The following is a 22,040-nucleotide window of genomic DNA, read 5'->3' on the forward strand; positions in this document are numbered from 1 at the left end:
GACGCGTCAGCGTTTGCGCCTGTAGACGACGATGATGGTCAGCTCGCGCGGGCCGGTCTGGCGCAGGCCGTGGCGGCTGCCGGTTCGGGTCAGGACCGCATCGCCGCCCACCACCTTGCTGCGTTTTCCATCCAGGGTCAGCTCGCCCTGTCCCGACACGATGTAGTAGATCTCGTCCTTGTCGTTCGTATGTTCGCCTATCGAAGCGCCGGGATGCAGCGCGCGTTGGCGGAACACGATGTCGAAGCCGGCCGCGCGTTCGAAAAACGGATACGCGGTGGTCGTGCCGTCGCCTTCGTGCGGCCCGGGCTGTTGCACCGCGATGTCGGCGGCTCGCTCGATGTAGGAATCCGAGCGCGGCGGCAGATCGCGTTCGGCGGCCGCGGCCGGGGACAGCGCCAGTGCCGATGCGATGAAGAGGGCTTGCCTGAAAATCTTGAGTTTCATAGCGGTCGCTCCGAATGCGGATCAGCGCGCCAACCATCCCCCATCCACCGGCAGCACCGCGCCGTTGACGTAATCCGATGCGCGGCTGGCAAGAAACACCGCCGCCCCGCCCAGGTCCGACGGCTCGCCCCAGCGCCCGGCCGGAATGCGCGCCAGGATGTCGCGGTTGCGCGTTTCGTCCGCGCGCAGTTGCGCGGTGTTGTCCGTGCTCATGTAGCCCGGCGCGATCGCGTTGACGTTCACGCCCCGGCCGGCCCATTCGTTGGCCAGCAAGCGGGTGATGCCGGCCAGCCCGGATTTGCTCGCGGTGTAGGACGGCACCCGGATGCCGCCCTGGAACGACAGCATCGAGGCGATGTTGACGATCTTGCCGCGCCCCTGCGCGAGCATGCGCCGGCCCGCGGCCTGGGCGAGAAAGAACGCGCTCTTGAGGTTGACGTTCATCACCGCGTCCCAATCGTCCTCGCTGAAGTCGATCGCGTCCGCGCGCCGGATCAGGCCGGCGTTGTTGACCAGGATGTCGATCGCGCCCAAGGCCTCGACCGTGTCGCCGACGATGCGCTCGATCGGCTCCAGGCTCGACAGATCGGCCTGGATCGCATGCGCACGCCGGCCCAGGCCGCGTACCTGCTGCACGGTGTCGTGCGAAGAACCGCTGGCCACGCAGGCGATGTCCGCGCCCGCGCGCGCCAGCGCCAGCGCGATGCCCTGGCCCAGGCCGCGATTGGCGCCGGTGACCAGCGCGACTTTGCCGCTGAGGCTGAAAGGATCGTCGTGACTCACGCGCGCGTCCTCACTTGAGCTGGCAGATATCGATCTGCTGCATGTCGGTGTAGTCGAGGTTCTCGCCGCCCATCGCCCAGATGAAGCAATAGTTCTTCGTGCCCGAACCCATGTGGATCGACCACGGCGGCGACACCACGGCCTCGTCGTTGCGGATCACCAGATGGCGCATGTCGGCCGGCTCGCCCATGAAATGCATGACCTGCTGATCGCCCAGGTCGAAATAGAAATACACCTCCGAGCGGCGGTCGTGCAGGTGTGGCGGCATGGTGTTCCACACGCTGCCGGGCTTGAGCACGGTCAGGCCCAGCAGCAACTGGCACGAGCGGCAGGTGGCCGGCACGATGTACTGGTAGATCGTGCGTTCGTTGGAGGTTTCCAGCGCGCCGCGCACCAGCGGCACGGCCTGATCGATGGAGATGTGCACGGCCTCGTAGCGCGCATGCGCCGGCGTCGATGCCAGATAGAACTTGGCCGGTTGCGCGGCCTTATCGGACGCGAACACGACCTCGACGCTGCTCATCGGTACGTACAGGCCGTCCCTGGGCTGCAGCGCATAGCTATGGCCATCGACCACCACCGTGCCGGCGCCAGCGCCGACATTGACGATGCCCAGCTCTCGCCGCTCCAGGAACGGCTTGCCGGCCGCCGAGGCCGGTTCGGTCTGCGCCGGAAGACTCAGCGGCGCATTGGTCGGCGCGGCGCCGCCGATGACGAAGCGTTCGTTGTGCGAGTAGTTCAGGCGCACTTCGCCGTCGGCGAACAGGTCCGCGATCAGATAGCGGTCGCGCAATTGCTGATTGCTGGCGCCGGCCATCATGTCCGGATGGGTCGCGTGATAGGTCTTTTGGAACATCGAAGAACTCCCGGGGTGGCGCTCGCGCGCGGCGTGGGCGAGGGGCTTCGGGCGATTCTAGTCCTGAAAGGTAACCGGTGTCATCAGGCGGAATAACGTTGCTGGGGCATGGTCGGAGGCGAGGATCAGGCGGCCGGGCGGCGTAAGAACGCGGCGCCCGCACCGGGCCGTCGCACCTCGGGGAGCGGGTCGCGCGCGGCGGCCGAAGCCGTGGATTTCAGCGCGGCGTCAGTACGCCGGCGGCTGACACGAGTCGCGCACGACCAGATGCGGTCGCACGCTGGCCGAAGCCACCGAAGCGGCGCCGGGCTCGGATTGCAGCAGCATCGACGCGGCGATGCGGCCCATGTCGCGCACCGGCAGGCGCACTGAACTGAGCGCCGGCCACAACCGCGACGCCAGCGGGCTGTCGTCGAAACCGACCACCGACAACTGCTGCGGAATGCTGATGCCGGCGCGCAGCGCGACCTTGTACACGCCCGCGGCCATCTCGTCGTTGCCGGCGAAGATCGCGCTGGGCCGCTTATTGCCGGCGAGCAGCAACTCCGCCGCGGCCACGCCCGATTCGAAGGTATAGCCGGCTTCGACGATGCGCGCGGCCGGCAGTTCGATGCCGCGCTTGCTCAGCGCCTCGAGAAAACCCGCGGTGCGTTCGTGCGCGGAGCGGTAGCTGGACGGTCCGGTGATCAGCGCGATGTCGCGATGGCCCAGCGATTGCAGGTAATCGGCCGCTTCCGCGGCGCCGTCGCGGTCGTGGGTGATGACCATGCGCGAGGCTTCGTCCAGCGACACCGAGGCGATGCGCGAGTAGCGGCAGCCGATGTCGGCGAGCATGTCGGCCAGGGCCTGGTCTTCCGACACGCGCGGCACCAGCATCACCCCGTGCAGCTTCTGCTGCTGGACGAAGCGGTGCACGCCGTCGATATAGCCCGGGTTGCGGCTGTCGCAGGGGTGCACGACCAGTTCGAAGCCCGAGTCGCGGATCGCGTCGAGCGCGCCGTACTGCATGTTGACGATGTACTGCGCGGTCGGGTTGTCGTAGACCATGCCGATCAGGAACGAACGCCGGAACGCCAGCCCGCGCGCGAACGGATCGGGGGTGTAGTTGAACTGGCGCATCACCGCTTCGACCCGCTCGCGTGTTTCCTGGTGCACCAGCGGCGAATGGTTGATGACCCGCGAGACCGTCTTCTTGGACACCTCGGCCAGGCGCGCGATGTCGTTGATCGTCTTCGCCTTGTCCGGCGCCCGGCGGGCCGGCGCCGCGGCCCGGGCCGGCGCCGGGGGTTCAGTTTTCTTGCGCGGCATGGGCGGACAGGCCAGAAGAGCGTTGCGGGGATTCTAGCCCGCCGGCTCGGCCCCCTGCGCGGTCGCGGCCGCGCCAGCCGCGCCGAACGCCGGATCGCGCACGAACCGCCGCCGCCATCAGTGCTTGAGCAACGACGGCAACCACAGCGACAGTGATGGAACGAACGTCACCACCAGCAGCACGCCCAGGGCCGACAGCCAGAACGGCCAGATCGTGCGCAGCGCCTCGCCGATGCTGATCTTGCCGATCGCGGTGCCGACGAACAGCACCGAGCCCAGCGGCGGCGAGATCAGGCTGATGCCGCCCTTCAGGATCAGGATGATGCCGAAATGCACCGGGTCCACGCCGATGGCCTTGGCCAGCGGCAGGAAGATCGGCGTGCAGATGATGATCATCGGCGCCAGATCCATGAACGTGCCCAGCACCAGCAGGATCAGGATCATCAGCAGCAACAGCAGGTTCTTGTCGGTGGTGATGGCGGTCAGCGCGTCCACCGCCGCGGTCGGCACCTGCAGATAGGCCAGCAGCCAGCCGAACGAAGCGGCCGAGGCGATCACGAACAGGATCATGCCGGTGGTGCGCGCAGCGCCGGTCACGGTTTCGAGGAAATCGCGCCAGCGCAGGTTGCGATAGACCAGCGCGGTGACCAGCAGCGCGTACACCACCGCGATCGCCGCGCTTTCCACCGCGGTGAAGATGCCGGCGCGGATGCCGACGAAGATCAGCGCCACCAGCATCAATCCCGGCAATGCGGCGAGGAAGCGGCGCGCGACCACGGCCAGGCCCGGGAACGGCTCGACCACGTAGCCGCGGCGGCGGGCGATGATCCAGGTCGTGGTCATCAGCGTGACCGTCATCAGCAGCGCCGGCACGATGCCGGCGGCGAACAGGTCGGAGATCGAGATGCTGCCGCCGGCCGAGGCCGAGTACAGGATCAGATTGTGCGAAGGCGGCACCAGCAGGGCGACCATGGCCGCGGTCATGGTGACGTTGACGGCGAAATCGCGGTCGAATCCGCGCTTGGCCATCTGCGGAATCATCGCCCCGCCGATCGCCGACACGTCGGCGATGGCCGAGCCGGACACGCCGCCGAAGAACAGCGACGACAGCACGCTGACCTGACCCAGGCCGCCGCGCAGGTGCCCGACCAGCGACGAGGCCAGGCCGATCAAGCGCTCGGAAATGCCGCCGCGCAGCATGATTTCGCCGGCGAAGATAAACAACGGAATCGCGATCAGCGAGGCCGAACCGGCGCCGGCGGCGATCTGCTGCACCACCACGATCGGCGGCAATCCGATCCACAGCAAGGTCGCCAGCGCCGCCGAGCTGAGCGCGTACGCCACCGGCACGCCGATCATCAGCAAGAGCGCGAACACACCGAACAGGATCGCGACGTCCATCATTCGCTCCGCATCGTCGAGGTGGCGGGCGCCAGCACCGCGGCCAACCGCTGCAGCGCGAACACGGCCATCAGCGCGCCGCCGATCGCCATCGGCGCGTACACCGCGCTTTGCGGCAGCGGCGCGCCGGCCATGGGGATGTCGATTCCGTCCAGCAGCAGTTCGCCGCCCCACCACGCCAGCGCCGCGCCGATCAGCGCGATCACGCTGTTGGACAGCGCCAGCAGCACCCGCTGGATCGGCGGTGGGGCGGCGTGGACGAGCACGAAGAAGCCGAAGTGCGCGCCGTGATGCACGCCGGCGGCGGCGCCGAAGCTCATCGCGGTATTGAGCAGGATCAGCGCGACCGGCTCGGTCCAGCCCGGCGAATCGTTGAGCACGTAGCGCGCGAACACCTGCAGCGCCTGCACCGCGACCATGCCGACCAGGGCCAGCCCGGCGATGGCGATGGCGGCGCCGGCGATGCGGTCGAGCAGGCCGAGGGTCGCCGGCGAAGCGGCGTGCTCATGCGTATCGAGAGTTTCTTCCACGATCGATGCCTCAAGCCAGGGAGCGGACATCGCGGTACAGCGCTTCCAGCGCCGGCACGCGGTGGTAGTCGGACAGCAGCGGCGCGACGGCGGCGCGGAACGCGGGCAGGTCGCAGTCGTTCATGCGCACGCCGGCCGCGATCAGGGCGGCGCGCGCGGCGGTGTCCGACTCGTCCCAGCGCTGGCGCATCACCGTCACCGACCTGCGCGCGAGGTCGAGCAGCAACTCGCGGTCGCCCACGCGCAGGGAATCGAAACTGCGCTGGGACATCAGCAGCACGTCCGGCGCGTAGGAGTGCGCGCTCTGCGACCAGTAGTGCGCGGCTTCGAACTGGCGGCTGGAATGGAAACTGCGCAGGTTGTTCTCGGCGCCGTCGATCAGATGCGTTTGCAGCGCGGAGAACACTTCGCCATAGGCCAGCGGCGTGGGGTTGCCGCCGAGCAGGCGGATCATGCGCATGAAGATGTCCGAGGACGGCACGCGGAATTTCAATCCGTGCATGTCGGCCGGGGTGTGGATCGGTCTGCGCGTGTTGTAGAAACATCGCGCGCCGCAGTCGTAGATCGCCAGGCCGACCAGTTCGCGCGAAGCGAAGCCGCGCAGTACCTGCGCGCCGACCGTGCCGTCGAGGGCGCGGCGCAGATGCGCCACCGAATCGAACACATACGGCAGCGACAGCACCTGGGTCAGCGGAAACGCGTTGTTGAGCGCGCCGCTGTAGACGCGGGTGATGTCGATGGCGCCGAAGCGCGCCATGTCGATGGCTTCCGACTCGCGGCCCAGTTGCCCGGAGTGGTACATGCGCAAGCCCAGGCGGCCGCCGGTGGCCTGCTGCAATTGCTGGCCGATCCACTCGATCGCCGCGACCGTCGGATAGTCCTTGACGTGGACATCGGTGGCGGTGAGCAAGCGGCGTCCGTCGTCCGCCCACAGCGCCGACGGCGCCGCGGCGGCGATGCCGGCGGCGCCCAGGCCGCCGAGAAATGCGCGGCGTGTGCTCATGCGATCGTTCCCACGATGCCGCGGGCCGGCACCGTTTCGCAATGCAGACTGCCCCAGCGGCCGAAGGAAATGCGCGAACGCTGTCCAGCAAGAATGTCGTGGATGCCGGTCGCCGCGCCCGTGGTCACGTACATGCCGGCCTTGAGCGGATAGCCGCGCCGCGCGCAACGCGCCAGCGCGAAGCTCGCGGCCGATCCCACAAGGCGATCGCGCGATCCTGCACGCGGTAGCCCTCATCCAGGCGGTGCGGCTGCGGCCCCGGGGAGAGCGCGAGCGCCCAGGCGCCCTGGCGGGCCCCGACCAGCCGGGTCGCGAGAGCGAGCGCATCGATAGGGTCGTGGAAGGAGTGGTTCGCCATGCGTGAGCCGTTTCCGGGCAAATCCTGTCGCTGGCTGTTGTATAGGAAACCGGTGTCATTGACAATCCGCTCGTATGCTTGGCTCACGACCTGGGAGGTTGGGATGGGGATCGGACACGTTCTATGGGGCCTTCTCGGCGGTGCCGCGCACGCCGGCCCGACGCGTCATGGCAAAGGCGTCGCGCGAGGATTTCTGCTCGCCTTGCTGGTGGCCGCGCCGGCCGGCGTCATCGCAAAAGAGCATATTTCGCCGCAGAAAAATCCTGAGCTGGCGTTTCCAGGCGCGCAGGGATGGGCGGCGCATACGCCCGCTGGGCGCGGCGGAAAACTGCTGCGGGTGACCACGCTGGCGTCCACCGGGCCGGGCTCGTTCGCCGAGGCGATCGCCACGTCCGGGCCGCGCATCGTGGTGTTCGAGGTCGCCGGTGTGATCGATCTGGAACGCAAGGAACTGCGGATCAGCGAGCCGTATTTGACCATCGCTGGACAAACGGCCCCGCAACCCGGGATCACCTTCATCCGCGGCGGCCTGACCATCGCCACCCACGATGTCGTGATCCGCCATATCCGCGTGCGCCCCGGCGAAGCGGGGCTGGCCAAGCGCGCCGGCGTGGATTTCGACGCGATCAACACGGTGCGTGGCGCCGCCGATGTGATCGTCGACCACTGCTCGCTGACTTGGGCCACCGATGAGAACCTGTCGGCGTCCAGCACGCGTTTCTTCGGCGAAAGCCAGGCCGACTGGATGCGCGCCGCGTCCAGGCGGATCACCTTCAGCAACAACCTGATCGCCGAGGGCCTGGCCAACGCCACCCACGGCAAGGGCGAGCACTCCAAGGGCTCGCTGATCCACGATCACGTCAACGACATCCTGATCGTCGGCAATCTGTACGCGCACAACTACGAGCGCAACCCGCTGTTCAAGGGCGGCGCGCGCGGACAGGTGATCAACAACCTGATCTACAACCCCGGCCAGCGCGCCGTGCACTACAACCTGATCGCCGAGGAATGGTTGGGCCATCCCTACTCGGTCGGGCAGATGGCGGTGCGCGGCAACGTGATGCGCGTCGGCCCCTCGACGCAGACGCTGGCGTTCTTCAGCATCGGCGGGTCGGGCGATCTGGACTACTACGCCGACGACAACCTGGCCGTCGATCGCATCGGCCAGCCGCTGCCGCAGACCGGGCGCTACACCACTGCGCCGGTTAAATTGCACGAACTCGCGCAGGCGCCGGAACTTCCGTTCGGAGTGAGGCTGCTGCCGTCGGCGCAGGTGCAGGATGCGGTGGTGGCCGACGCCGGTGCGCGGCCTTGGGATCGCGACGACATCGATCGCCGCATCCTCGCCGACACCATCGAGGGCCGCGGCAAGATCATCGACAGCGAGAACGAGGTGGGCGGCTATCCGAAGGTCGAGCAAACCCGGCAGGCGTTCGTGCCCGCCGATTGGGACTTGGCGACGATGGAGCCGTTGAAGCCGCTGCCGCGCCGCGCGCCGTTGCGCTGAGGCCCGCATGCGCCGGCGCGATGTGCTCAAGGCGATAGCGGGCGGCGCCGCGGCCGCGGGCTGGATGCCGCAGGCCGCGCTCGCCGGCCGCGGCGACACCGCGCCGCTGGCCGACACGCGCAGCGGCCGTATCCGCGGCTATCGCGATCGCGGCATCCAGGTGTTCAAGGGCGTGCCCTACGGCGCCGACACCGCTACGCGCCGCTTCATGCCGGCGTTGCGCGAACTGCCGTGGCAGGGCGTGCGCGATACCGTCGAATACGCGGCGTCCGCGCCGCACAAGCGTGCCGACGGCCGCATCAGCGAAGACTGCCTGTACTTGAACGTGTTCACGCCGGCGCTGCGAGACGATGCCCGCCGGCCGGTCCTGGTCTACCTGCATGGCGGCGGCTACGACAGCGGCTCGGGCAGCAGCCCGCTGTACGACGGCGTCAACCTGTGCCGGCGCGGCGATGCGGTGGTGATCACCCTCAATCATCGCCTCAACGCCTTCGGCTATCTGTATCTGGCGCAGTTCGGCGACGACCGCTTCGCCTGGTCCGGCAATGTCGGGCAACTGGATCTGATCCAGGCGCTGACCTGGGTGCGCGAGCACGCGGCCGAGTTCGGCGGCAATGCCGCGAACGTCACCGTGTTCGGCCAATCCGGCGGCGGCGCCAAGATCGCCAGCCTGATGGCGATGCCGGCCGCGCGCGGCCTGTTCCATCGCGCCATGACCATGAGCGGGCAGCAGGTCACCGCGGCCGGGCCGCGCGCGGCGAGCCAGCGCGCGCAGCGTCTCCTCGATGCGCTGAGTATCGCGCCGAAGGATCTGCAAACTCTTTGCACGCTGCCGTTCGAACGGCTGGTCGAGGCGAGCCGGGTGCGCGATCCTTCGCCGATCGAAGACATGTCGCTGTATTTCGGGCCGGTGCTCGACGCGAAGTCGCTGCACCGTCATCCGTTCTATCCCGAGGCGCCCGCGCAGTCGGCGCACATCCCGATGCTGATCGGCAATACCCGCGACGAGACCCGCGCGTTCCTCGGTCACGAACCGGCCCACTTCAATTTGAGCTGGGAGCAGTTGCCGGACAAGTTGCGCGATCATCAGTACGTCGATCTGGACCCGCACACGGTGGTCGCGGAATATCGGCGGCTGTACCCCGACTACACGCCGTCGCAGGTGTTCTTCGCCGCGACCACGGCCGGGCGTTCGTGGCGCGCCGCGATCCTGGAAGCCGAAGCGCGCGCGCGTCAGGGCGCGCCGACCTGGGTCTATCAACTGGATTGGGGCTCGCCGCTGAACCAGGGCCGCTTCGGCGCCATGCACACGCTGGATATCGCGCTGGTGTTCGACAACACCGCGCAGCCGGGTTCGAATACCGGCGACGGCGCGCAGGCGCGGACGATGGCCGGGTTGATGAGCGATGCGCTGCTGGCCCTGGCGCGCCATGGCGACCCCGGCCACACCGGGCTGCCAGCGTGGCCCCAGTATTCGCTGCAACGGCGCCAGACGTTGTTGTTCGATGTTCCGCCGCGGCTGGCGCACGACCCTCGCGGCGGCGAACGCCGGCTCTACGAGCGCGTGCCGTTCATCCAGCGCGGAACGTTCTAGCGCGGCGACGGCGCGGCGGCGCCGCCCGTTCGCAGGCATCGCGCCGGCCGCGGCCGTTTCAGCATCCGACTCAACGGCAGGCGCAGCGAACTCAAGCCGTCGGCGACTTCGGCGGCCATGCAGCGCGCGCCCAGCGGCGAGAAATGGGTGTCGTCGCGCAGGCCGTCGGGGTAGTTGGCGCTGTCGCCGGGCCGCAGCCACAGGAACAGGCGCTTGGAATCCTCCGCGCCCTGCGAGGCCAGCACGGCCTCGCTGCGCTGTTCCAGATCGATCAAGGCCACCCCGCGTTCGGCCGCGACCGTGCGCACGATGTCCGGGTATTCGCCGTGGCTGTGCACCAACGCGCCGGCCGGGTCGAATCGCCGCCGCGCGACCGGGGTCAGCAAGATCGCGGTGGCGCCGCGGGCGCGGGTCTGATCGACGAAGCGCTCCAGATTGCTTCGATAGTCGGCCGGCGGCGTGTAGCGGTCGGGCTTGTTGCGGGATTGGTCGTTATGGCCGAACTGGATCAGGACGTAGTCGCCGGCGGCGACGGTATCGAGCAGCGCCTGCCATCGGCCTTCGTCGATGAAGGTGCGCGTGCTGCGCCCGTTCATGGCGCGATTGTCGATGCGAACGCGGCCGTCGGCGAACGCCTCGCCGATGGCTTCGCCCCAGCCGGTTTCCGGGCGTTTTTCCGCGCGCTTGATGGCGATCGTCGAGTCGCCGGCCAAGTGCAGCGTCGGCGCATCGGCGGCGATCGCTTGCATCGGCGAACCGCTCAGCCACAGGGCGAGCCACGCGATCGCGCGCACAGGCGCCAAGCCGGCGGGGTCGGCCGTTGCCCGCGCGATGGCTTGCGGCCATCGCGCGGAAAAGCCCGCGCGCGGGTTGCGGGTCGCGACGCGGCGCGTCACAACTTGAATCGCAAACCGAGGAAGTACTGGCGCCCGGTGTGGTGATAGACCGAGACCCGATCGGCGGCCGAATCGACCCACTGATCGTTGTACTCGTCGGTGAGGTTGAGCCCTTCCAGGGTCAGCTCCAACTGCTCGTTGATCTTCCACGAGGCCGACATGTCGATGGTGGTGGTGCCCTTGGTGCCTTCGACATCGGCGTTGTTGCGGCCGGGCACGGTGGTCAGGTAGTCGTCGCGATACGCGGCCGACACGCGCGCGCTGAAACGTTCGCCTTCGTAGTAGAGCGTCGCGTTGTAGGCGTTCTTGGACAGGCCCACCAGATCGGTCTTGAGCGAGGAGGCGCCGGCCGCGGTGACGTACTGGATCTTCGAATCGACGTAGGTGTAGTTGAACTGCACGCCGAAGTCGTGCCAGAAACTCGGCAGGAAGGTGAAGGGCTGCTGGTAGCTCAGTTCCAGGCCGCGCAGTTTTCCGCCCGGCGTGTTGACCGGAATGTTGAACTGGAATTCGTCGGTCGGCAGCGCGCCGGTTCCGGCCAGCAGTTCGTCGGGAAGGCCGGAGGAGTTGTAGGGCCGAATCTCGCGCGAGGTCTGCACGAAGGTGTCGATGTCCTTGTAGAACAAGCCCAGTCCCAGCAGGGATTCCTCCGCGAAGTACCACTCCAGGCCCAGGTCGTAGGTCTTGGCGCGGAACGGTTCGAGCAGCGGATTGCCGCCGGACACCACCCGATTGCCGCCGCTCACGCTCACCGTCACGCCCGGGGTGAGATTGCCCAGGCCCGGTCGCGACATCACCTTGGAGGCGCCGAAGCGGATCAGGAAATCCGGGGTGATGTCGGCGACCAGATTCAACGAGGGCAGGGTGTCGCTGTAGTCGCGATCCACCGTGGTCAGGACCGGCGTGCTGCCGGCCAGGGCGAAACCGGTGGAGGACTGCTTGGTCTTGACGTGGCGCACGCCGAAATTGCCGCTCAGCGGAATCCGCCCCACCTGGGTGGAGAAATCGGCCTGGAGGTAATAGCCCAGGTCTTTTTCCTCGACGCTGCGATTGTTGCCGCGCGCGCTGGCGACATCGGGCGAAACCGCGAAGATTCCGCTGTTGCTGTAGATGCCGAACAAGCGGTTGAACGCGTCGATGTCCGGAATCAGCCAGCTCGAATCGTTGTTGCCGCCCACGCCGGTGCCCTGCAGGCCGATCTGCTGGGTCAGGTCGGCCAGGTTCGTGCCGGGCGGCAGCGCCGGCACCACCAGTTCCGATGCGCGCCGGCTCTCGCTGCTCTGGAACTGGTATTTCTTGGACTGCACGCCGCCCTTGATCTTGAAGCCCGGGGCCACGTTCCAGCGGAAATCCAGTTGGCGATTGTCGAAGGTGTTCTCGGAGGCCTGCGGACGCAGGCGGATTTCCGACACCCCGTTGGCGAAGCTCCAGGCGTTGGGATCGTTGACGTCGAAGCCGTTGTCGATCACCGGCAGGCGGCTGTTGCCGCGGTAGTCGTAGCTGTACCCCTGCACATTGTTGCGGTCCAGCGTGACCGTGGTCTGGATCGGATTGTCGAACTCGGACTTGGCCCGGCCGATCTGGCCGTTGAGCGCGAACGCGTCGCTGAACTTGTGTTCGCCGTAGAAGTTGGCCTGGGTGAACTTGGTGGTGAGTTCGTCGTAACGCGCTTCCGATCGCACGTCCACGTTGTTGAAACGGCCGTAGACCAGGTTGCCGTGCTCGTCGATTTCGCCGTCGAGCACCACGGTCTGCGGCTTGCCGGTGCCGGTGCGGCTGAAGGAGATGCCGTTGAGGAAGTTCTCGGTGCGGGTCGCGTCGAACTTGGCGTACAGCAGGTCCAGGCCCAACTCGGTCTTGTCGCTGACCTTGAACTGCAGCGCGCTGGTGACGCCCAGCCGTTGTTGATCGTGTTCCATCACCCCGTAACGCGGAATACGCGGGTGGAAGGTGGTCGCAAGACGCGCGGCCGCGAACGGCGAACCGGCGGCGAAACCGCCGCTGCTCGGCCCGTTGTCCCAGCGCACGGTGCTGTGTCCTTCCTCGGTCAGGCGGCGGTCGGTGTAGGCCACCGACAGCAGCGCGCCGAAGCGGCCGTCCATCCAGGTATTGCTGATCAGCGCGGTGGCGCGCGGATCGGTGTCCTTGGACAGATCGTTGTAACCCAGCTGGCCGCCGGCGACGAAGGTCAATCCGTCGTAGTCGAACGGCCGCGCGGTCTGCAGATCCACGGTGGCGCCGAGCGAGCCTTCCTCGACGTCGGCCGATGCGGTCTTGCGCACCTTGAGGCTGTTGAACAACTCCGAGGCGAAGACATTGAAGTCGAAGCCGCGGCCGCGGTTGGCGCCGCCGGAACTGTCGGTGCCGCCGGCGGTGGTCAGCGCCTCCATGCCATTGATGCGAACCCGGGTGAAGTCGGGCCCGAGGCCGCGCACCGAGATCTGCCGGCCTTCGCCGGCATCGCGCGCGATCGATACGCCCGGGATGCGCTGCAGCGATTCGGCCAGATTGAGATCGGGAAAATCCGCGATGTCCTCGGCGACGATCGCATCGACCACGCCGACTTCCTCGCGCTTGATGTCCAGCGCCTGCTGCAGGCTGGCGCGGAAGCCGGTAACGACCACCGCGTCCAGATTCTTGGCGTCCTGGGCCGGGGCCGCCTGCGCCTGCGCGGCCGGCGCCGGAGCGGCGGTCGTCTGCGCGCGACCGGTCGCGGGCGCGATCGACAGCGCCAGCGCGATCGCGCCGGCCAGCATGGTAACCGGTGTCTTTTCAATCACTGACTGCACTTGCATTCCGCTCCCCTCCCAAAGGTGCCAGACCGCTTTTGCGCGGTCTTGGCGGGCTTTCTGCGCCGGTCATGGTGTCCCTGAACGAAAATGACACCGCTGGTCAAAACCCTAACAAAACCTGACGCGAACAGCATGCTGCGGTGCGCAAATGCTTCCGGGAGCGCGGTCACGTATGACCGCGCCGGCTGGCTTGGGAGGCCGAATGAGGCCAGACGCAGCGTGTTTCGGCGGGTAGTGGCCCAGGCTCGCGGCGCCGACGAACGAGTCGGTCTTGCCTGCGGCGGCGGGCACTTCGTCAGATAAGCCAGTCGTCGCGAATACGCCGGGCATGCGCGTCGCCGCCGGCGGACCGGCCGGAACGAGCCCGGCGCTTGCCGGGCGGCCGCGCTGTCATCAAGGGCTGTCTTACGTGGCGTCGGCCGGTGTCGGCGCGCAACTCCGCGCGCCGGGCGCGCAGACCTCGGTATCGCCGCCGCAGCAATTGCGGGTGAGGAATTCGATCAGGTCGTTCATCGCCGCGAAGTCGGCGCGGTAATTGACGTAGCGGCCCCGGGCCTCGCCCTGGATCAGGCCGGCGGCCGCCAGCTCCTTCAGATGAAAGGACAAGGTGGCGCCGGGCAGCGACAGCGCCTGCGCCAGTTCGCCGGCCATGCGGCCGCCGCGGCCGGCCTGGACCAGTTGCCGGAAGATCGCGAGTCGCGACGCGTGCCCAAGCGCGGCCAGGGAGTGGGTTGCTTCCATCATTTCCATTAATCTAGAATAGTAGAACAGATAGCCACGAGCAACCGTCATGACCGATCCGCAGCTACCCCATCTCGATCCGGACGCGCTGGAGTTGCCCGACCCGTTCCGGCTCAGCGCGGCCGCGCACCCGCCGCGCATCCTGATCCTGTACGGCTCGCTGCGTCCCCAGTCCTTCAGCCGCAAGCTTGCGCTGGAAGCCGAGCGATTGCTGCAGCGCTTCGGCGCGGAGACCCGCGTGTTCGATCCGCACGAGTTGCCGATGCTGGACAGCGTCGCCGCCACGCATCCGAAAGTGCAGGAACTGCGCGCGCTGTCGCTGTGGTCGGAAGGCCAGGTGTGGGTGAGCCCGGAGCGGCATGGCGGCGTGACCGCGGTGTTCAAGAACCAGATCGATTGGTTGCCGCTGGAAGAAGGCAGCGTGCGCCCGACCCAGGGCCGCACCCTCGCGGTGATGCAGGTCTGCGGCGGTTCGCAGTCGTTCAACGTGGTCAATGCCTTGCGCCTGCTGGGGCGCTGGATGCGCATGATCACCATCCCGAATCAATCGTCGGTGGCCAAGGCGTGGCAGGAATTCGATGAGCACGGCCGGATGAAACCGTCGGCGTACTACGACCGCGTGGTCGATGTCATGGAAGAGCTGGTCAAGTTCACCCTGCTTACGCGCGGCCGCGCCGATTACCTCACCAGCCGCTACAGCGAACGCAAGGGCGATCTGGCGGCGCGACAGCTCGCCATCGCCGCGGCCGCCGTGGAAACCGCCGCCGCCGCGATCGCTCCGCCGACAACCCGCCCGACGCCCTGCTGCGCCGGCGCTTGCAACTGAGGCCGACATGCACGCCGTCATCTATCACAACGCGCAATGCGGAACCTCGCGCAACACGCTGGCGTTGATCCGCCATGCCGGCATCGAGCCGCAAGTGATCGACTACCTGCGCGATCCGCCCAGCCGCGAGCGTCTGCTCGAACTCATCGCCGGCGCCGGCCTGAGCGTGCGCGAGGCCATCCGCCAGAACGGCACGCCGTATCTGGATCTGGGGCTGGACGATCCGGGCCTGAGCGACGAGGCGTTGCTCGACGCGATGCTGCGCACGCCGATCCTGATCAATCGCCCGTTCGTGCAGACCGACCAGGGCATTCGCCTGTGTCGTCCGTCGGAAGCGGTCCTGGACCTCTTGCCGCCGCTGACCGCGCCGTTCGTGAAGGAAGACGGCGAAGTGGTCATCGACCGCCGTGGGGGACGCGTTCGCTAGCCGCGTCGATCGGCAGCGCCGCTCGGCCGTACCGCGGATCGTTCCGCGAAGTGGGCGAAGCGCACCAACTTCAGCCGTTTTTGCCGCCACGCAAGCCCCGTCCCCGCCGCCACCAACAACCACTTTGCACTACTATGGTGCAATGCCATCCGACCCCCAGCCCGCGACCGATCTGAGCCTGGACAGCCTGACCACGCCGCTGGCCTGGAGCGACGGCAACGGCGTGTTGAGCGGCTGCAATACCGCGTTCTCGCGCTGGTTCGGGATCGGCGCGCGGCGCCTGCTGGGCTGGCCGCTGGCGGGGCTGGATGCGGGCGACGGCCGGCTGGCGCTGGCGCTGGCGCGCGAGGGCGGCGACGAAGCGCCGCTGCGCATGCGCCGGATGCGGCTGCGTTACGCCGACGGCGAGGACCGTTTCGCCGATCTGTGGCTGAGCCGGCGCGACAACGGCGGCTGGCTGCTGGAAGCGCATCCGGTCGATGAATTTCCCGGCGACGATCCGGCGCTGCTGCTGCCGTCGGCGCTGTCTGCGTCGTTGAAGGGGCTCGCGCACGAATTGCGCAATCCGCTGGCCGGGCTCAAGGGCGCGTCGCAGTTGTTGGCGCGGCGGGTGGACGATGCGGATTCGCGCGAGTTGATCGGCTTGATCGACAGCGAAGTCGAACGCCTGACCGGGCTGGTCGATCGCCTGCTCACGCCGGCGCCGCCGCGGCCGCATGCGCCGCTCAATATCCACGCCGTGCTCGAACGCGTGCTGCGCCTGGCCGAAGCCGACGCTGGCTGGGCGGTGCGGCTGGTGCGCGATTACGACCCGAGCCTGCCCGAATTCGCCGGCGATGCCGATCGGTTGATGCAGGCGGTGTGGAATCTGGTGCGCAACGCCATCGAGGCCGGCGCCACCCACGTGCATCTGCGCACGCGCATCGAACACGGCGTGCGCATCGCCGACGCGGCGCATCCGATCGCGTTGCGTCTGGAAATCATCGACGACGGCCGCGGCGTGCCGGAAGAACTGGCCGAGCAATTGTTCCTGCCGCTGGTGTCGGGCCGCGCCGAAGGCAGCGGGCTGGGATTGGCGCTGGCGCAGCAGGTCTCGCGCGAGCATCGCGGCTCGCTCGCGTATCGCTCGCGCCCCGGCCACACCGTGTTCACTCTGTTGCTGCCGATGCATATCGAAAACGAAGGGGACAGCGCATGAGCACGGCGCGGGTATGGGTCGTCGATGACGATCGTTCGGTGCGTTTCGTCCTGGCCACGGCCTTGCGCCAGGCCGGCTACAACGTGGACGGCTTCGAGAACGCGGCCGACGCCTTGTTCGCGCTGGAGCAGCGCGGCGCGCCGGACCTGTTGTTCACCGACGTGCGCATGCCCGGCGACGGCGGCCTGGTGTTGCTGGAAAAACTCAAGGCGCGCGCGCCGTCGCTGCCGGTGGTGGTGATGAGCGCCTACACCGACGTGGCCAGCACCGCCGGCGCGTTCCGCGGCGGCGCGCAGGAGTTCTTGTCGAAACCCTTCGATCTGGATGACGCGGTCGCGCTGGCCGCGCGCACGCTGGCCTCGGCCGCGCCGGCCGAAGACGTCGCCGAAGCCGGCGAACTCGCCGCCGACGACAGCCTGATCGGCGACACCCCGGCGATGCTGACCTTGTTCCGCGCCATCGGCCGCCTGGCCCAGGCGCCGCTGTCGGTGCTGATCACCGGCGAGACCGGCACCGGCAAGGAACTGGTCGCGCGCGCGCTGCATCGCGAATCGCCGCGCGCGTCCCGGCCGTTCGTCGCGCTCAACACCGCTGCGATTCCGGCCGAACTGTTGGAAAGCGAGTTGTTCGGCCACGAAGCCGGCGCGTTCACCGGCGCGCAGCGGCGTCATATCGGCCGCTTCGAACAGGCCGACGGCGGCAGCCTGTTTCTCGACGAAATCGGCGACATGCCGCTGCCGCTGCAGACGCGCTTGCTGCGCGTGCTGGCCGAGGGCGAATTCTTCCGCGTCGGCGGACGCGAGCTGATCCGCGTGGATGTGCGGGTGATCGCGGCCACCCACCAGGATCTGGAAACCCTGGTCGCGCAGGGCCGCTTCCGCGCCGATTTGCTGCATCGCCTGGACGTGGTGCGCCTGCGCCTGCCGCCGCTGCGCGAGCGCCGCGCCGACGTGCCGCAGTTGGCCGAACGTTTTCTCGCCTCGGCCGCGGCGCGTTTCGCCGCGCCGGCCAAGCGCTTGTCGAAGCCGGCGCTGGAGCGGTTGATGGCGCACGACTGGCCGGGCAACGTGCGCGAACTGGAGAACGTGTGCTGGCGCCTGGCCGCGCTGGCGCCGGGCGAAACGGTCACGCGCGAGGATCTGGACGAAGTGCTCGACGTGGTGTCGCGGCCCGCCGCCGATGCCAGCGAATGGGAAGCGCAGTTGTCGGCGTGGGCGCGCGCGCAACTCGCCGACGGCCGCGCCAACTTGCACGCCGATGCGCGCGAGCGTTTCGATCGCGCGTTGCTGGAAGCGGCGATGGCGCATACCGGCGGGCGGCGGACCGAGGCGGCGGCGCGGCTCGGGCTCGGACGCAATACGCTGACGCGCAAGCTCGGTCCCGGGCGTCGTCGCAGCTGAGCGATCGCATCGGGCGGAAACAGTACGGGCGCGATCGCGAACGCCATCAACGCCGCCGCCGGCCGATCGCGCCGCATCGCAACGATGCGCAGCTTGGCGAGTCGGCAGGGATACGCACGGATGCATCCGCTCGCCGCCATAATTCCCGCGTACGGCCACCACCGCGCCGGCTCCGGCGACGCACAGCGCGTTTCACCTGCGCTGAACCTGCGCAGGACTAGCGTCGGACCCCATGATTCCGGGCGTCGCTGGTCGACGCCGACGACAAGGAGCCTCCGCATGAAGACGTTGCTTCGCACCGCCACGCTCGCCGCCGTCGCCGCGCTCGCCGCTTGCGGCGGACAGACCGCCAAGCCCACGCCGCCGCCGCCGGCGGCCGGACCCAAGCCGGTCTCGACCGCGCAATCGGCGACGGTGGTGCTCGCGTCCGCGTCCGGCAGTCTGGTCAGCGGCAAACTGAGCTTGCGTCCGATGGGCGACGGCGTGCATCTGACCGGCGAAATCGGCGGCCTCGCGCCCAACAGCACCCACGCCATCCATATCCACGAGAAAGGCGATTGCAGCGCCGCCGACGCCAGCAGCGCCGGCGGTCACTTCAATCCGGCCGGGCAGCCGCACGGACAGGTCGATCGCGGCCCGCATCACGCCGGCGACATGGACAACCTGGTCGCCAACGCCGAGGGCGTGGCCCAGGTCAACGCGCATGCCAGCGGCGTCACCCTCGGCGGCGGCGCGCCGAACGACATCGCCGGCCGCGGCGTGATCGTCCACGCCTCGGCCGACGACTACAAAACCCAGCCGACCGGCAACGCGGGCGGACGACTGGCTTGCGGCGTGATCAAGATCGGTCGATAACCCAGGCCGGCATCCCGCGATCGGGATAATCCGCACCGCCGATGCAAGCGTCTCATCGCCACGCAACGCGATGAGGCGCCGCCGGCGTCAGGCTTCGAGCCGGCGCCGGCGTATCGCGATGTCGCTCTCATCGCGCGCACGCGGCGCATCGCCCGCGGTCGCGCCAACTATCGCCGCCCGGGCGCGCGACTTATGCTGAGCGCACATCCTGCGAGACGTACACCGCCATGACCCGCCTGCGCATCCGCGACGCCGTCCCGACCGACCGCGATCTCATCGCCGAATGGATGATCGCGATGGCCTGGGAAACCGAACACAAGCACCTGGACCCGCCGACCGTGCACGCCGGCGTCGAAGCCGGCCTGGCCGATCGCGCCAAGGCGCGCTATTTCGTCGCCATGCGCGAAGCCGATGTCGCCGGCGGCGAAACCATCGCGGTTCCCGCCGGCACCTTGATGTTCACCCACGAATGGAGCGACTGGCGCAACGGCGACTGGTGGTGGATTCAGAGCGTGTATGTAGCGCCGGAGCATCGGCGGCAGGGCATCTACAACGCGCTGCACAGCCACGTCGCCGCTTTGGCCCGGGCGACGCCGGGCGTGGTGGGCTTGCGGCTGTATGTCGAACGGGCGAACATCGCCGCGCAACAAACCTATCGCACGCTGGCAATGGACGACAGCGGTTACCTGCTTTACGAGTCCGAATTCTGACTAAGGGAATAGATGCCATGGATGGAAAGCGTTCGGCCGCGGCCGGCCTGTTCGGTTTGTATCTGATCTTTTCGCCGCACGCGCCGCTGCACGCCGCCGCGCCGCCAGCCGCCGTGCTACACGATGCGGCGACACCCGCGCCGGCGCTGCCGCCGCCACCGGCATCGGTGCTGCGCAAGCCCCAGGACAGCGACTCCGCCGAGCAGATTTTTCGCGCGGCGGAGGAAAAGCGTGTTTGGCTGGAAGCATTGCATCAGGCGATGAAACAGCAGGAGGCGGCGAGCAAAGCAGCGCAACTGGCCGCGCAACAGGAAGAGCAGCGCAAGCTTCTGGACCCTGCGCAGACTCGGGTGGCGCTTAGTGGCTCCGAGCAGCAAGTGCGCGATGCGCTCGACTTTCAAGGGCGCGCCTTCGTCAAACAAGGGCGGGTGCACGATGCGGCCCGGGCCTATGGCGACTACATCTCGCGCAGCCGGCGCACGCCCAGCGGCCTGTGGATGAGTGGAGTGTTCTATACCGGCGTTCGTGCCGGCCTGCTCGCCGGCGTTCCCGAGGATGCGCAAGCGCGTCGATGGGAATGGTTGGAGGAGGAGACTCTGCGCTGGGCACGCGAGGAACCCGATTCGCCGCTGCCGCGCCTGATGCACGCCGAAGTTCTGTATGCGCACGCCTGGGAAATCCGGGGCACGCGCTATGCGCAAAACACCCCTCAGCACGTGTGGAAGCCCTTCCATGCGATGCTCGCGCGGGCGCTGAAGTATCTGGACGAAGAGCGCGCCATCGCCGCGCGCGCGCCCGAGTACTACAGCCTGAGCCTGCGGGCGATGCGCGGCAGCGAAAACGGCGGCGATCCGGCAGCGAGCTTCAACCAGGGCCAACGCGCGTTCCCGGGGTACTACCCGATGTATTTCGAGATGCTGCAGACACTGCTGCCGAAATGGGGCGGCAGCGTCGAGCATATGGACGCTTTCGCCGAAGCCGCGGTGCACGCTACGCGCAAGACCGAAGGCGAAAGCATGTACGCGCGAATCTATTGGGTAGCGGCCCAAGGGCCTTACCGCTTCAATTTGTTCGACGCCACTTCCGTGCGCTGGGGGCGGATGAAGCAGGGGTTCGAGGATGTAATGAAGCGCTATCCCGACCAGTGGAATCTGCAGAACTACGCGCGCTTCGCCTGCGACGCGCGGGATCGCGACAAGTTGGCCGAGTTGCTGGCCAAGGTTCAGATGCCGCCGATCATGGAAGCCTGGAGCAATCCACAACTGTTCGAGAAGTGCGGCCAGATGGCTGGACGGGTCAGTCTGTAGCCGGATTCGGGCGGAAGGTTTTCTCGCCCGACGCCCCTGGTTCGGCCTGCGGGGTGCGCAGACCCGCCGCAGTCAGAGCTGCCCCGGCTCCGGCGCCCCATCGCAATGCACGAACGTCACCGGCACGCCGTGCGCGCCCAGTACCGCGGCGATCTGCTTCAGGCGCGCTTCGAAGTGCTGATAGCGGCGGTTGAGTTTCTCGCGGCATTCCTCGGTGTCGCACGGGGCTTGCGGCGCGTAGCGCTCGTGCCAGGCGGCCGGCGAGAACAGGGCGATGCGGGCTTCGCCGTCGGCGTAGTGCACCAGCGGCTCGGGCGGGGCGTCGAGCCATTGTTCGCCTTCGGGCTGCAGCAGCGCGGTTTCCAGCAGCGGCCACAGCGGGCCCAGGCCGGCGTGGTCGTACTGCATGGCCATCATCGCGGCCAGGTCGTGCACGGTCAGATAGCGCGCGTGCTCGACCTGCAGGCCGAAGGCCTCCTGCGCGGCCAGGGCGGTGTCGGCGCCGGCCATGCCGCGTTCGAGCAGGCTGGATTCGAGAATCTCGCCGACCCGGGCGACCAGTTCGGGCGCGCCGCTGAGCGCGAACGGCACCAGCCGCAGCGGGCCGCCGGCGTAGTCGGGCGAGGGTGTCAGGGTGCCGGGCAAGCGTTCGTCGTGAGCGCCGAAGGCGATGACCCGGCCGGCCTGTCCGGCCCCGCGTTCGCGCGGCGCGCGCGCGGCCAGATCGTCGAGTTCGCGGTGCAGCGGCCAGCCCGGGCGCAGCAGTTCGACCGGATCGTAGTGGGCGCCGACGGTGATCAGGTCCAGCGCCGCGGCGTCCTTGGCGAAGCCGGCCAGGTCGCGGGCGATCTTTTCCGACAGCGTGCCGGCGTCCTGGCGAGGCAGGGCGCTGCGGTTCACCGCGGCGTCGCCCTTGAGCTCAAGGGCGAGGGCGCCCAGGACGTGCAGGGGGGCGTCGGACGCGCTGTCGGAGGGGCTGGTGGAGGTCATGGTCACCGAGGATACGCTGGCGTTTGGTAGAGCGCGTGTGCGGCGCTACACTGAGCCCCATTATGCCCGCTCCGCCGCGACGGGCCCTGTGCGAGAACCTCAAGAGGGATT

Annotated in this window: 20 protein-coding genes and 1 pseudogene; 9 read left to right on the forward strand and 12 right to left on the reverse strand. The window is 68.3% G+C overall.

Annotation, left to right across the window (positions count from 1 at the left end):
• Nucleotides 1–6 precede the first annotated feature (6 nt).
• From J7J50_RS00865 to J7J50_RS00900, 8 genes and pseudogenes are all read right to left on the reverse strand, one after another.
• On the reverse strand, nucleotides 7–447 hold the full coding sequence (locus tag J7J50_RS00865; RefSeq protein WP_215057641.1) for a cupin domain-containing protein: 441 nt from the start codon (nucleotides 445–447) through the stop codon (nucleotides 7–9).
• Between the two features lie 21 nt (nucleotides 448–468).
• Nucleotides 469–1,230 (reverse strand): 2-dehydro-3-deoxy-D-gluconate 5-dehydrogenase KduD, encoded by a 762-nt coding sequence (kduD, locus tag J7J50_RS00870; protein WP_215057640.1) that lies wholly within the window; start codon nucleotides 1,228–1,230, stop codon nucleotides 469–471.
• 10 nt (nucleotides 1,231–1,240) lie between these two features.
• Nucleotides 1,241–2,086: a 5-dehydro-4-deoxy-D-glucuronate isomerase gene (gene kduI, locus J7J50_RS00875; RefSeq protein ID WP_215057639.1), complete on the reverse strand. Its 846-nt coding sequence runs from the start codon at nucleotides 2,084–2,086 to the stop codon at nucleotides 1,241–1,243.
• A gap of 228 nt (nucleotides 2,087–2,314) precedes the next feature.
• The gene (locus J7J50_RS00880) at nucleotides 2,315–3,394 is read right to left on the reverse strand and encodes a LacI family DNA-binding transcriptional regulator (protein ID WP_215057638.1); all 1,080 of its coding nucleotides are present in this window, start codon (nucleotides 3,392–3,394) and stop codon (nucleotides 2,315–2,317) included.
• A 117-nt stretch (nucleotides 3,395–3,511) separates the two neighbouring features.
• Nucleotides 3,512–4,795, reverse strand: a complete 1,284-nt coding sequence (locus J7J50_RS00885) for a TRAP transporter large permease (protein WP_215057637.1) — start codon at nucleotides 4,793–4,795, stop codon at nucleotides 3,512–3,514.
• Nucleotides 4,795–5,355, reverse strand: coding sequence for a TRAP transporter small permease (locus J7J50_RS00890; RefSeq protein WP_215057636.1), 561 nt, complete (start codon nucleotides 5,353–5,355; stop codon nucleotides 4,795–4,797). The genes J7J50_RS00885 and J7J50_RS00890 overlap by 1 nt, the downstream gene beginning before the upstream one ends.
• Nucleotides 5,336–6,328, reverse strand: coding sequence for a TRAP transporter substrate-binding protein (locus tag J7J50_RS00895; RefSeq protein WP_215057635.1), 993 nt, complete (start codon nucleotides 6,326–6,328; stop codon nucleotides 5,336–5,338). The genes J7J50_RS00890 and J7J50_RS00895 overlap by 20 nt, the downstream gene beginning before the upstream one ends.
• Nucleotides 6,325–6,519, reverse strand: a pseudogene (locus J7J50_RS00900) (hypothetical protein); the annotation flags it as partial. The gene J7J50_RS00895 and the pseudogene J7J50_RS00900, both read right to left, overlap by 4 nt.
• 270 nt (nucleotides 6,520–6,789) lie before the next feature.
• Here J7J50_RS00900 and J7J50_RS00905 point away from each other — a divergent pair.
• Both J7J50_RS00905 and J7J50_RS00910 read left to right on the forward strand, forming a co-directional pair.
• Nucleotides 6,790–8,193, forward strand: coding sequence for a hypothetical protein (locus tag J7J50_RS00905; RefSeq protein ID WP_215057633.1), 1,404 nt, complete (start codon nucleotides 6,790–6,792; stop codon nucleotides 8,191–8,193).
• 64 nt (nucleotides 8,194–8,257) lie between these two features.
• Nucleotides 8,258–9,787, forward strand: a complete 1,530-nt coding sequence (locus J7J50_RS00910; protein WP_251044393.1) for a carboxylesterase family protein — start codon at nucleotides 8,258–8,260, stop codon at nucleotides 9,785–9,787.
• Here the strand turns inward: J7J50_RS00910 and J7J50_RS00915 are convergent.
• The 3 genes from J7J50_RS00915 to J7J50_RS00925 form a co-directional block, all read right to left on the reverse strand.
• Nucleotides 9,784–10,581, reverse strand: a complete 798-nt coding sequence (locus J7J50_RS00915) for a rhamnogalacturonan acetylesterase (RefSeq protein ID WP_215057631.1) — start codon at nucleotides 10,579–10,581, stop codon at nucleotides 9,784–9,786. The two genes, J7J50_RS00910 and J7J50_RS00915, sit on opposite strands and share 4 nt — an antisense overlap.
• Before the next feature lie 98 nt (nucleotides 10,582–10,679).
• On the reverse strand, nucleotides 10,680–13,478 hold the full coding sequence (locus J7J50_RS00920; protein ID WP_215057630.1) for a TonB-dependent receptor: 2,799 nt from the start codon (nucleotides 13,476–13,478) through the stop codon (nucleotides 10,680–10,682).
• 402 nt (nucleotides 13,479–13,880) lie between these two features.
• Complete coding sequence (locus J7J50_RS00925) at nucleotides 13,881–14,225, reverse strand: metalloregulator ArsR/SmtB family transcription factor (protein ID WP_215057690.1); 345 nt, start codon at nucleotides 14,223–14,225, stop codon at nucleotides 13,881–13,883.
• Nucleotides 14,226–14,265: 40 nt separating this feature from the next.
• On the opposite strand from J7J50_RS00925, the gene arsH reads away from it, so the two are divergent.
• The 7 genes from arsH (at nucleotide 14,266) to J7J50_RS00960 (ending at nucleotide 20,939) form a co-directional block, all read left to right on the forward strand.
• A complete protein-coding gene (arsH, locus tag J7J50_RS00930; RefSeq protein ID WP_215057629.1) occupies nucleotides 14,266–15,042 on the forward strand; it encodes an arsenical resistance protein ArsH in 777 nt (258 codons plus the stop codon).
• A 7-nt stretch (nucleotides 15,043–15,049) separates the two neighbouring features.
• Complete coding sequence (gene arsC / locus J7J50_RS00935) at nucleotides 15,050–15,469, forward strand: arsenate reductase (glutaredoxin) (protein WP_215057628.1); 420 nt, start codon at nucleotides 15,050–15,052, stop codon at nucleotides 15,467–15,469.
• Between the two features lie 142 nt (nucleotides 15,470–15,611).
• Complete coding sequence (locus tag J7J50_RS00940) at nucleotides 15,612–16,667, forward strand: ATP-binding protein (RefSeq protein WP_215057627.1); 1,056 nt, start codon at nucleotides 15,612–15,614, stop codon at nucleotides 16,665–16,667.
• Entirely contained in the window at nucleotides 16,664–18,067 is a 1,404-nt protein-coding gene (gene ntrC, locus J7J50_RS00945; RefSeq protein ID WP_215057626.1) for a nitrogen regulation protein NR(I), read from the forward strand. The genes J7J50_RS00940 and ntrC overlap by 4 nt, the downstream gene beginning before the upstream one ends.
• Nucleotides 18,068–18,346: 279 nt before the next feature.
• Nucleotides 18,347–18,922 carry a superoxide dismutase family protein gene (locus tag J7J50_RS00950; protein ID WP_215057625.1) on the forward strand — a complete coding sequence of 192 codons (576 nt, stop codon included), beginning with the start codon at nucleotides 18,347–18,349 and terminating at the stop codon, nucleotides 18,920–18,922.
• Between the two features lie 227 nt (nucleotides 18,923–19,149).
• Nucleotides 19,150–19,632, forward strand: a complete 483-nt coding sequence (locus tag J7J50_RS00955; RefSeq protein ID WP_215057624.1) for a GNAT family N-acetyltransferase — start codon at nucleotides 19,150–19,152, stop codon at nucleotides 19,630–19,632.
• 167 nt (nucleotides 19,633–19,799) lie between these two features.
• Entirely contained in the window at nucleotides 19,800–20,939 is a 1,140-nt protein-coding gene (locus tag J7J50_RS00960; RefSeq protein ID WP_215057623.1) for a hypothetical protein, read from the forward strand.
• Nucleotides 20,940–21,011: 72 nt separating this feature from the next.
• Here J7J50_RS00960 and J7J50_RS00965 read toward each other — a convergent pair whose 3' ends face one another.
• Nucleotides 21,012–21,929 (reverse strand): hypothetical protein, encoded by a 918-nt coding sequence (locus J7J50_RS00965; protein WP_215057622.1) that lies wholly within the window; start codon nucleotides 21,927–21,929, stop codon nucleotides 21,012–21,014.
• Nucleotides 21,930–22,040 lie beyond the last annotated feature (111 nt).

It is taken from the genome of Lysobacter sp. ISL-50 (assembly GCF_018612875.1).
Lineage (GTDB): Bacteria > Pseudomonadota > Gammaproteobacteria > Xanthomonadales > Xanthomonadaceae > Lysobacter.

What these genes read in the sequence shown, in the direction of transcription:
- J7J50_RS00865 (WP_215057641.1), bottom strand. Translation starts at nt 447, where the DNA reads ATGAAACTCAAGATTTTCAGGCAAGCCCTCTTCATCGCATCGGCACTG.
- kduI (WP_215057639.1), bottom strand. Translation starts at nt 2,086, where the DNA reads ATGTTCCAAAAGACCTATCACGCGACCCATCCGGACATGATGGCCGGC.
- J7J50_RS00880 (WP_215057638.1), bottom strand. Translation starts at nt 3,394, where the DNA reads ATGCCGCGCAAGAAAACTGAACCCCCGGCGCCGGCCCGGGCCGCGGCG.
- J7J50_RS00885 (WP_215057637.1), bottom strand. Translation starts at nt 4,795, where the DNA reads ATGGACGTCGCGATCCTGTTCGGTGTGTTCGCGCTCTTGCTGATGATC.
- J7J50_RS00890 (WP_215057636.1), bottom strand. Translation starts at nt 5,355, where the DNA reads ATGTCCGCTCCCTGGCTTGAGGCATCGATCGTGGAAGAAACTCTCGAT.
- J7J50_RS00895 (WP_215057635.1), bottom strand. Translation starts at nt 6,328, where the DNA reads ATGAGCACACGCCGCGCATTTCTCGGCGGCCTGGGCGCCGCCGGCATC.
- J7J50_RS00905 (WP_215057633.1), top strand. Translation starts at nt 6,790, where the DNA reads ATGGGGATCGGACACGTTCTATGGGGCCTTCTCGGCGGTGCCGCGCAC.
- J7J50_RS00910 (WP_251044393.1), top strand. Translation starts at nt 8,258, where the DNA reads ATGCCGCAGGCCGCGCTCGCCGGCCGCGGCGACACCGCGCCGCTGGCC.
- J7J50_RS00920 (WP_215057630.1), bottom strand. Translation starts at nt 13,478, where the DNA reads ATGCAAGTGCAGTCAGTGATTGAAAAGACACCGGTTACCATGCTGGCC.
- J7J50_RS00925 (WP_215057690.1), bottom strand. Translation starts at nt 14,225, where the DNA reads ATGGAAATGATGGAAGCAACCCACTCCCTGGCCGCGCTTGGGCACGCG.
- arsH (WP_215057629.1), top strand. Translation starts at nt 14,266, where the DNA reads ATGACCGATCCGCAGCTACCCCATCTCGATCCGGACGCGCTGGAGTTG.
- arsC (WP_215057628.1), top strand. Translation starts at nt 15,050, where the DNA reads ATGCACGCCGTCATCTATCACAACGCGCAATGCGGAACCTCGCGCAAC.
- J7J50_RS00940 (WP_215057627.1), top strand. Translation starts at nt 15,612, where the DNA reads ATGCCATCCGACCCCCAGCCCGCGACCGATCTGAGCCTGGACAGCCTG.
- ntrC (WP_215057626.1), top strand. Translation starts at nt 16,664, where the DNA reads ATGAGCACGGCGCGGGTATGGGTCGTCGATGACGATCGTTCGGTGCGT.
- J7J50_RS00950 (WP_215057625.1), top strand. Translation starts at nt 18,347, where the DNA reads ATGAAGACGTTGCTTCGCACCGCCACGCTCGCCGCCGTCGCCGCGCTC.
- J7J50_RS00955 (WP_215057624.1), top strand. Translation starts at nt 19,150, where the DNA reads ATGACCCGCCTGCGCATCCGCGACGCCGTCCCGACCGACCGCGATCTC.
- J7J50_RS00965 (WP_215057622.1), bottom strand. Translation starts at nt 21,929, where the DNA reads ATGACCTCCACCAGCCCCTCCGACAGCGCGTCCGACGCCCCCCTGCAC.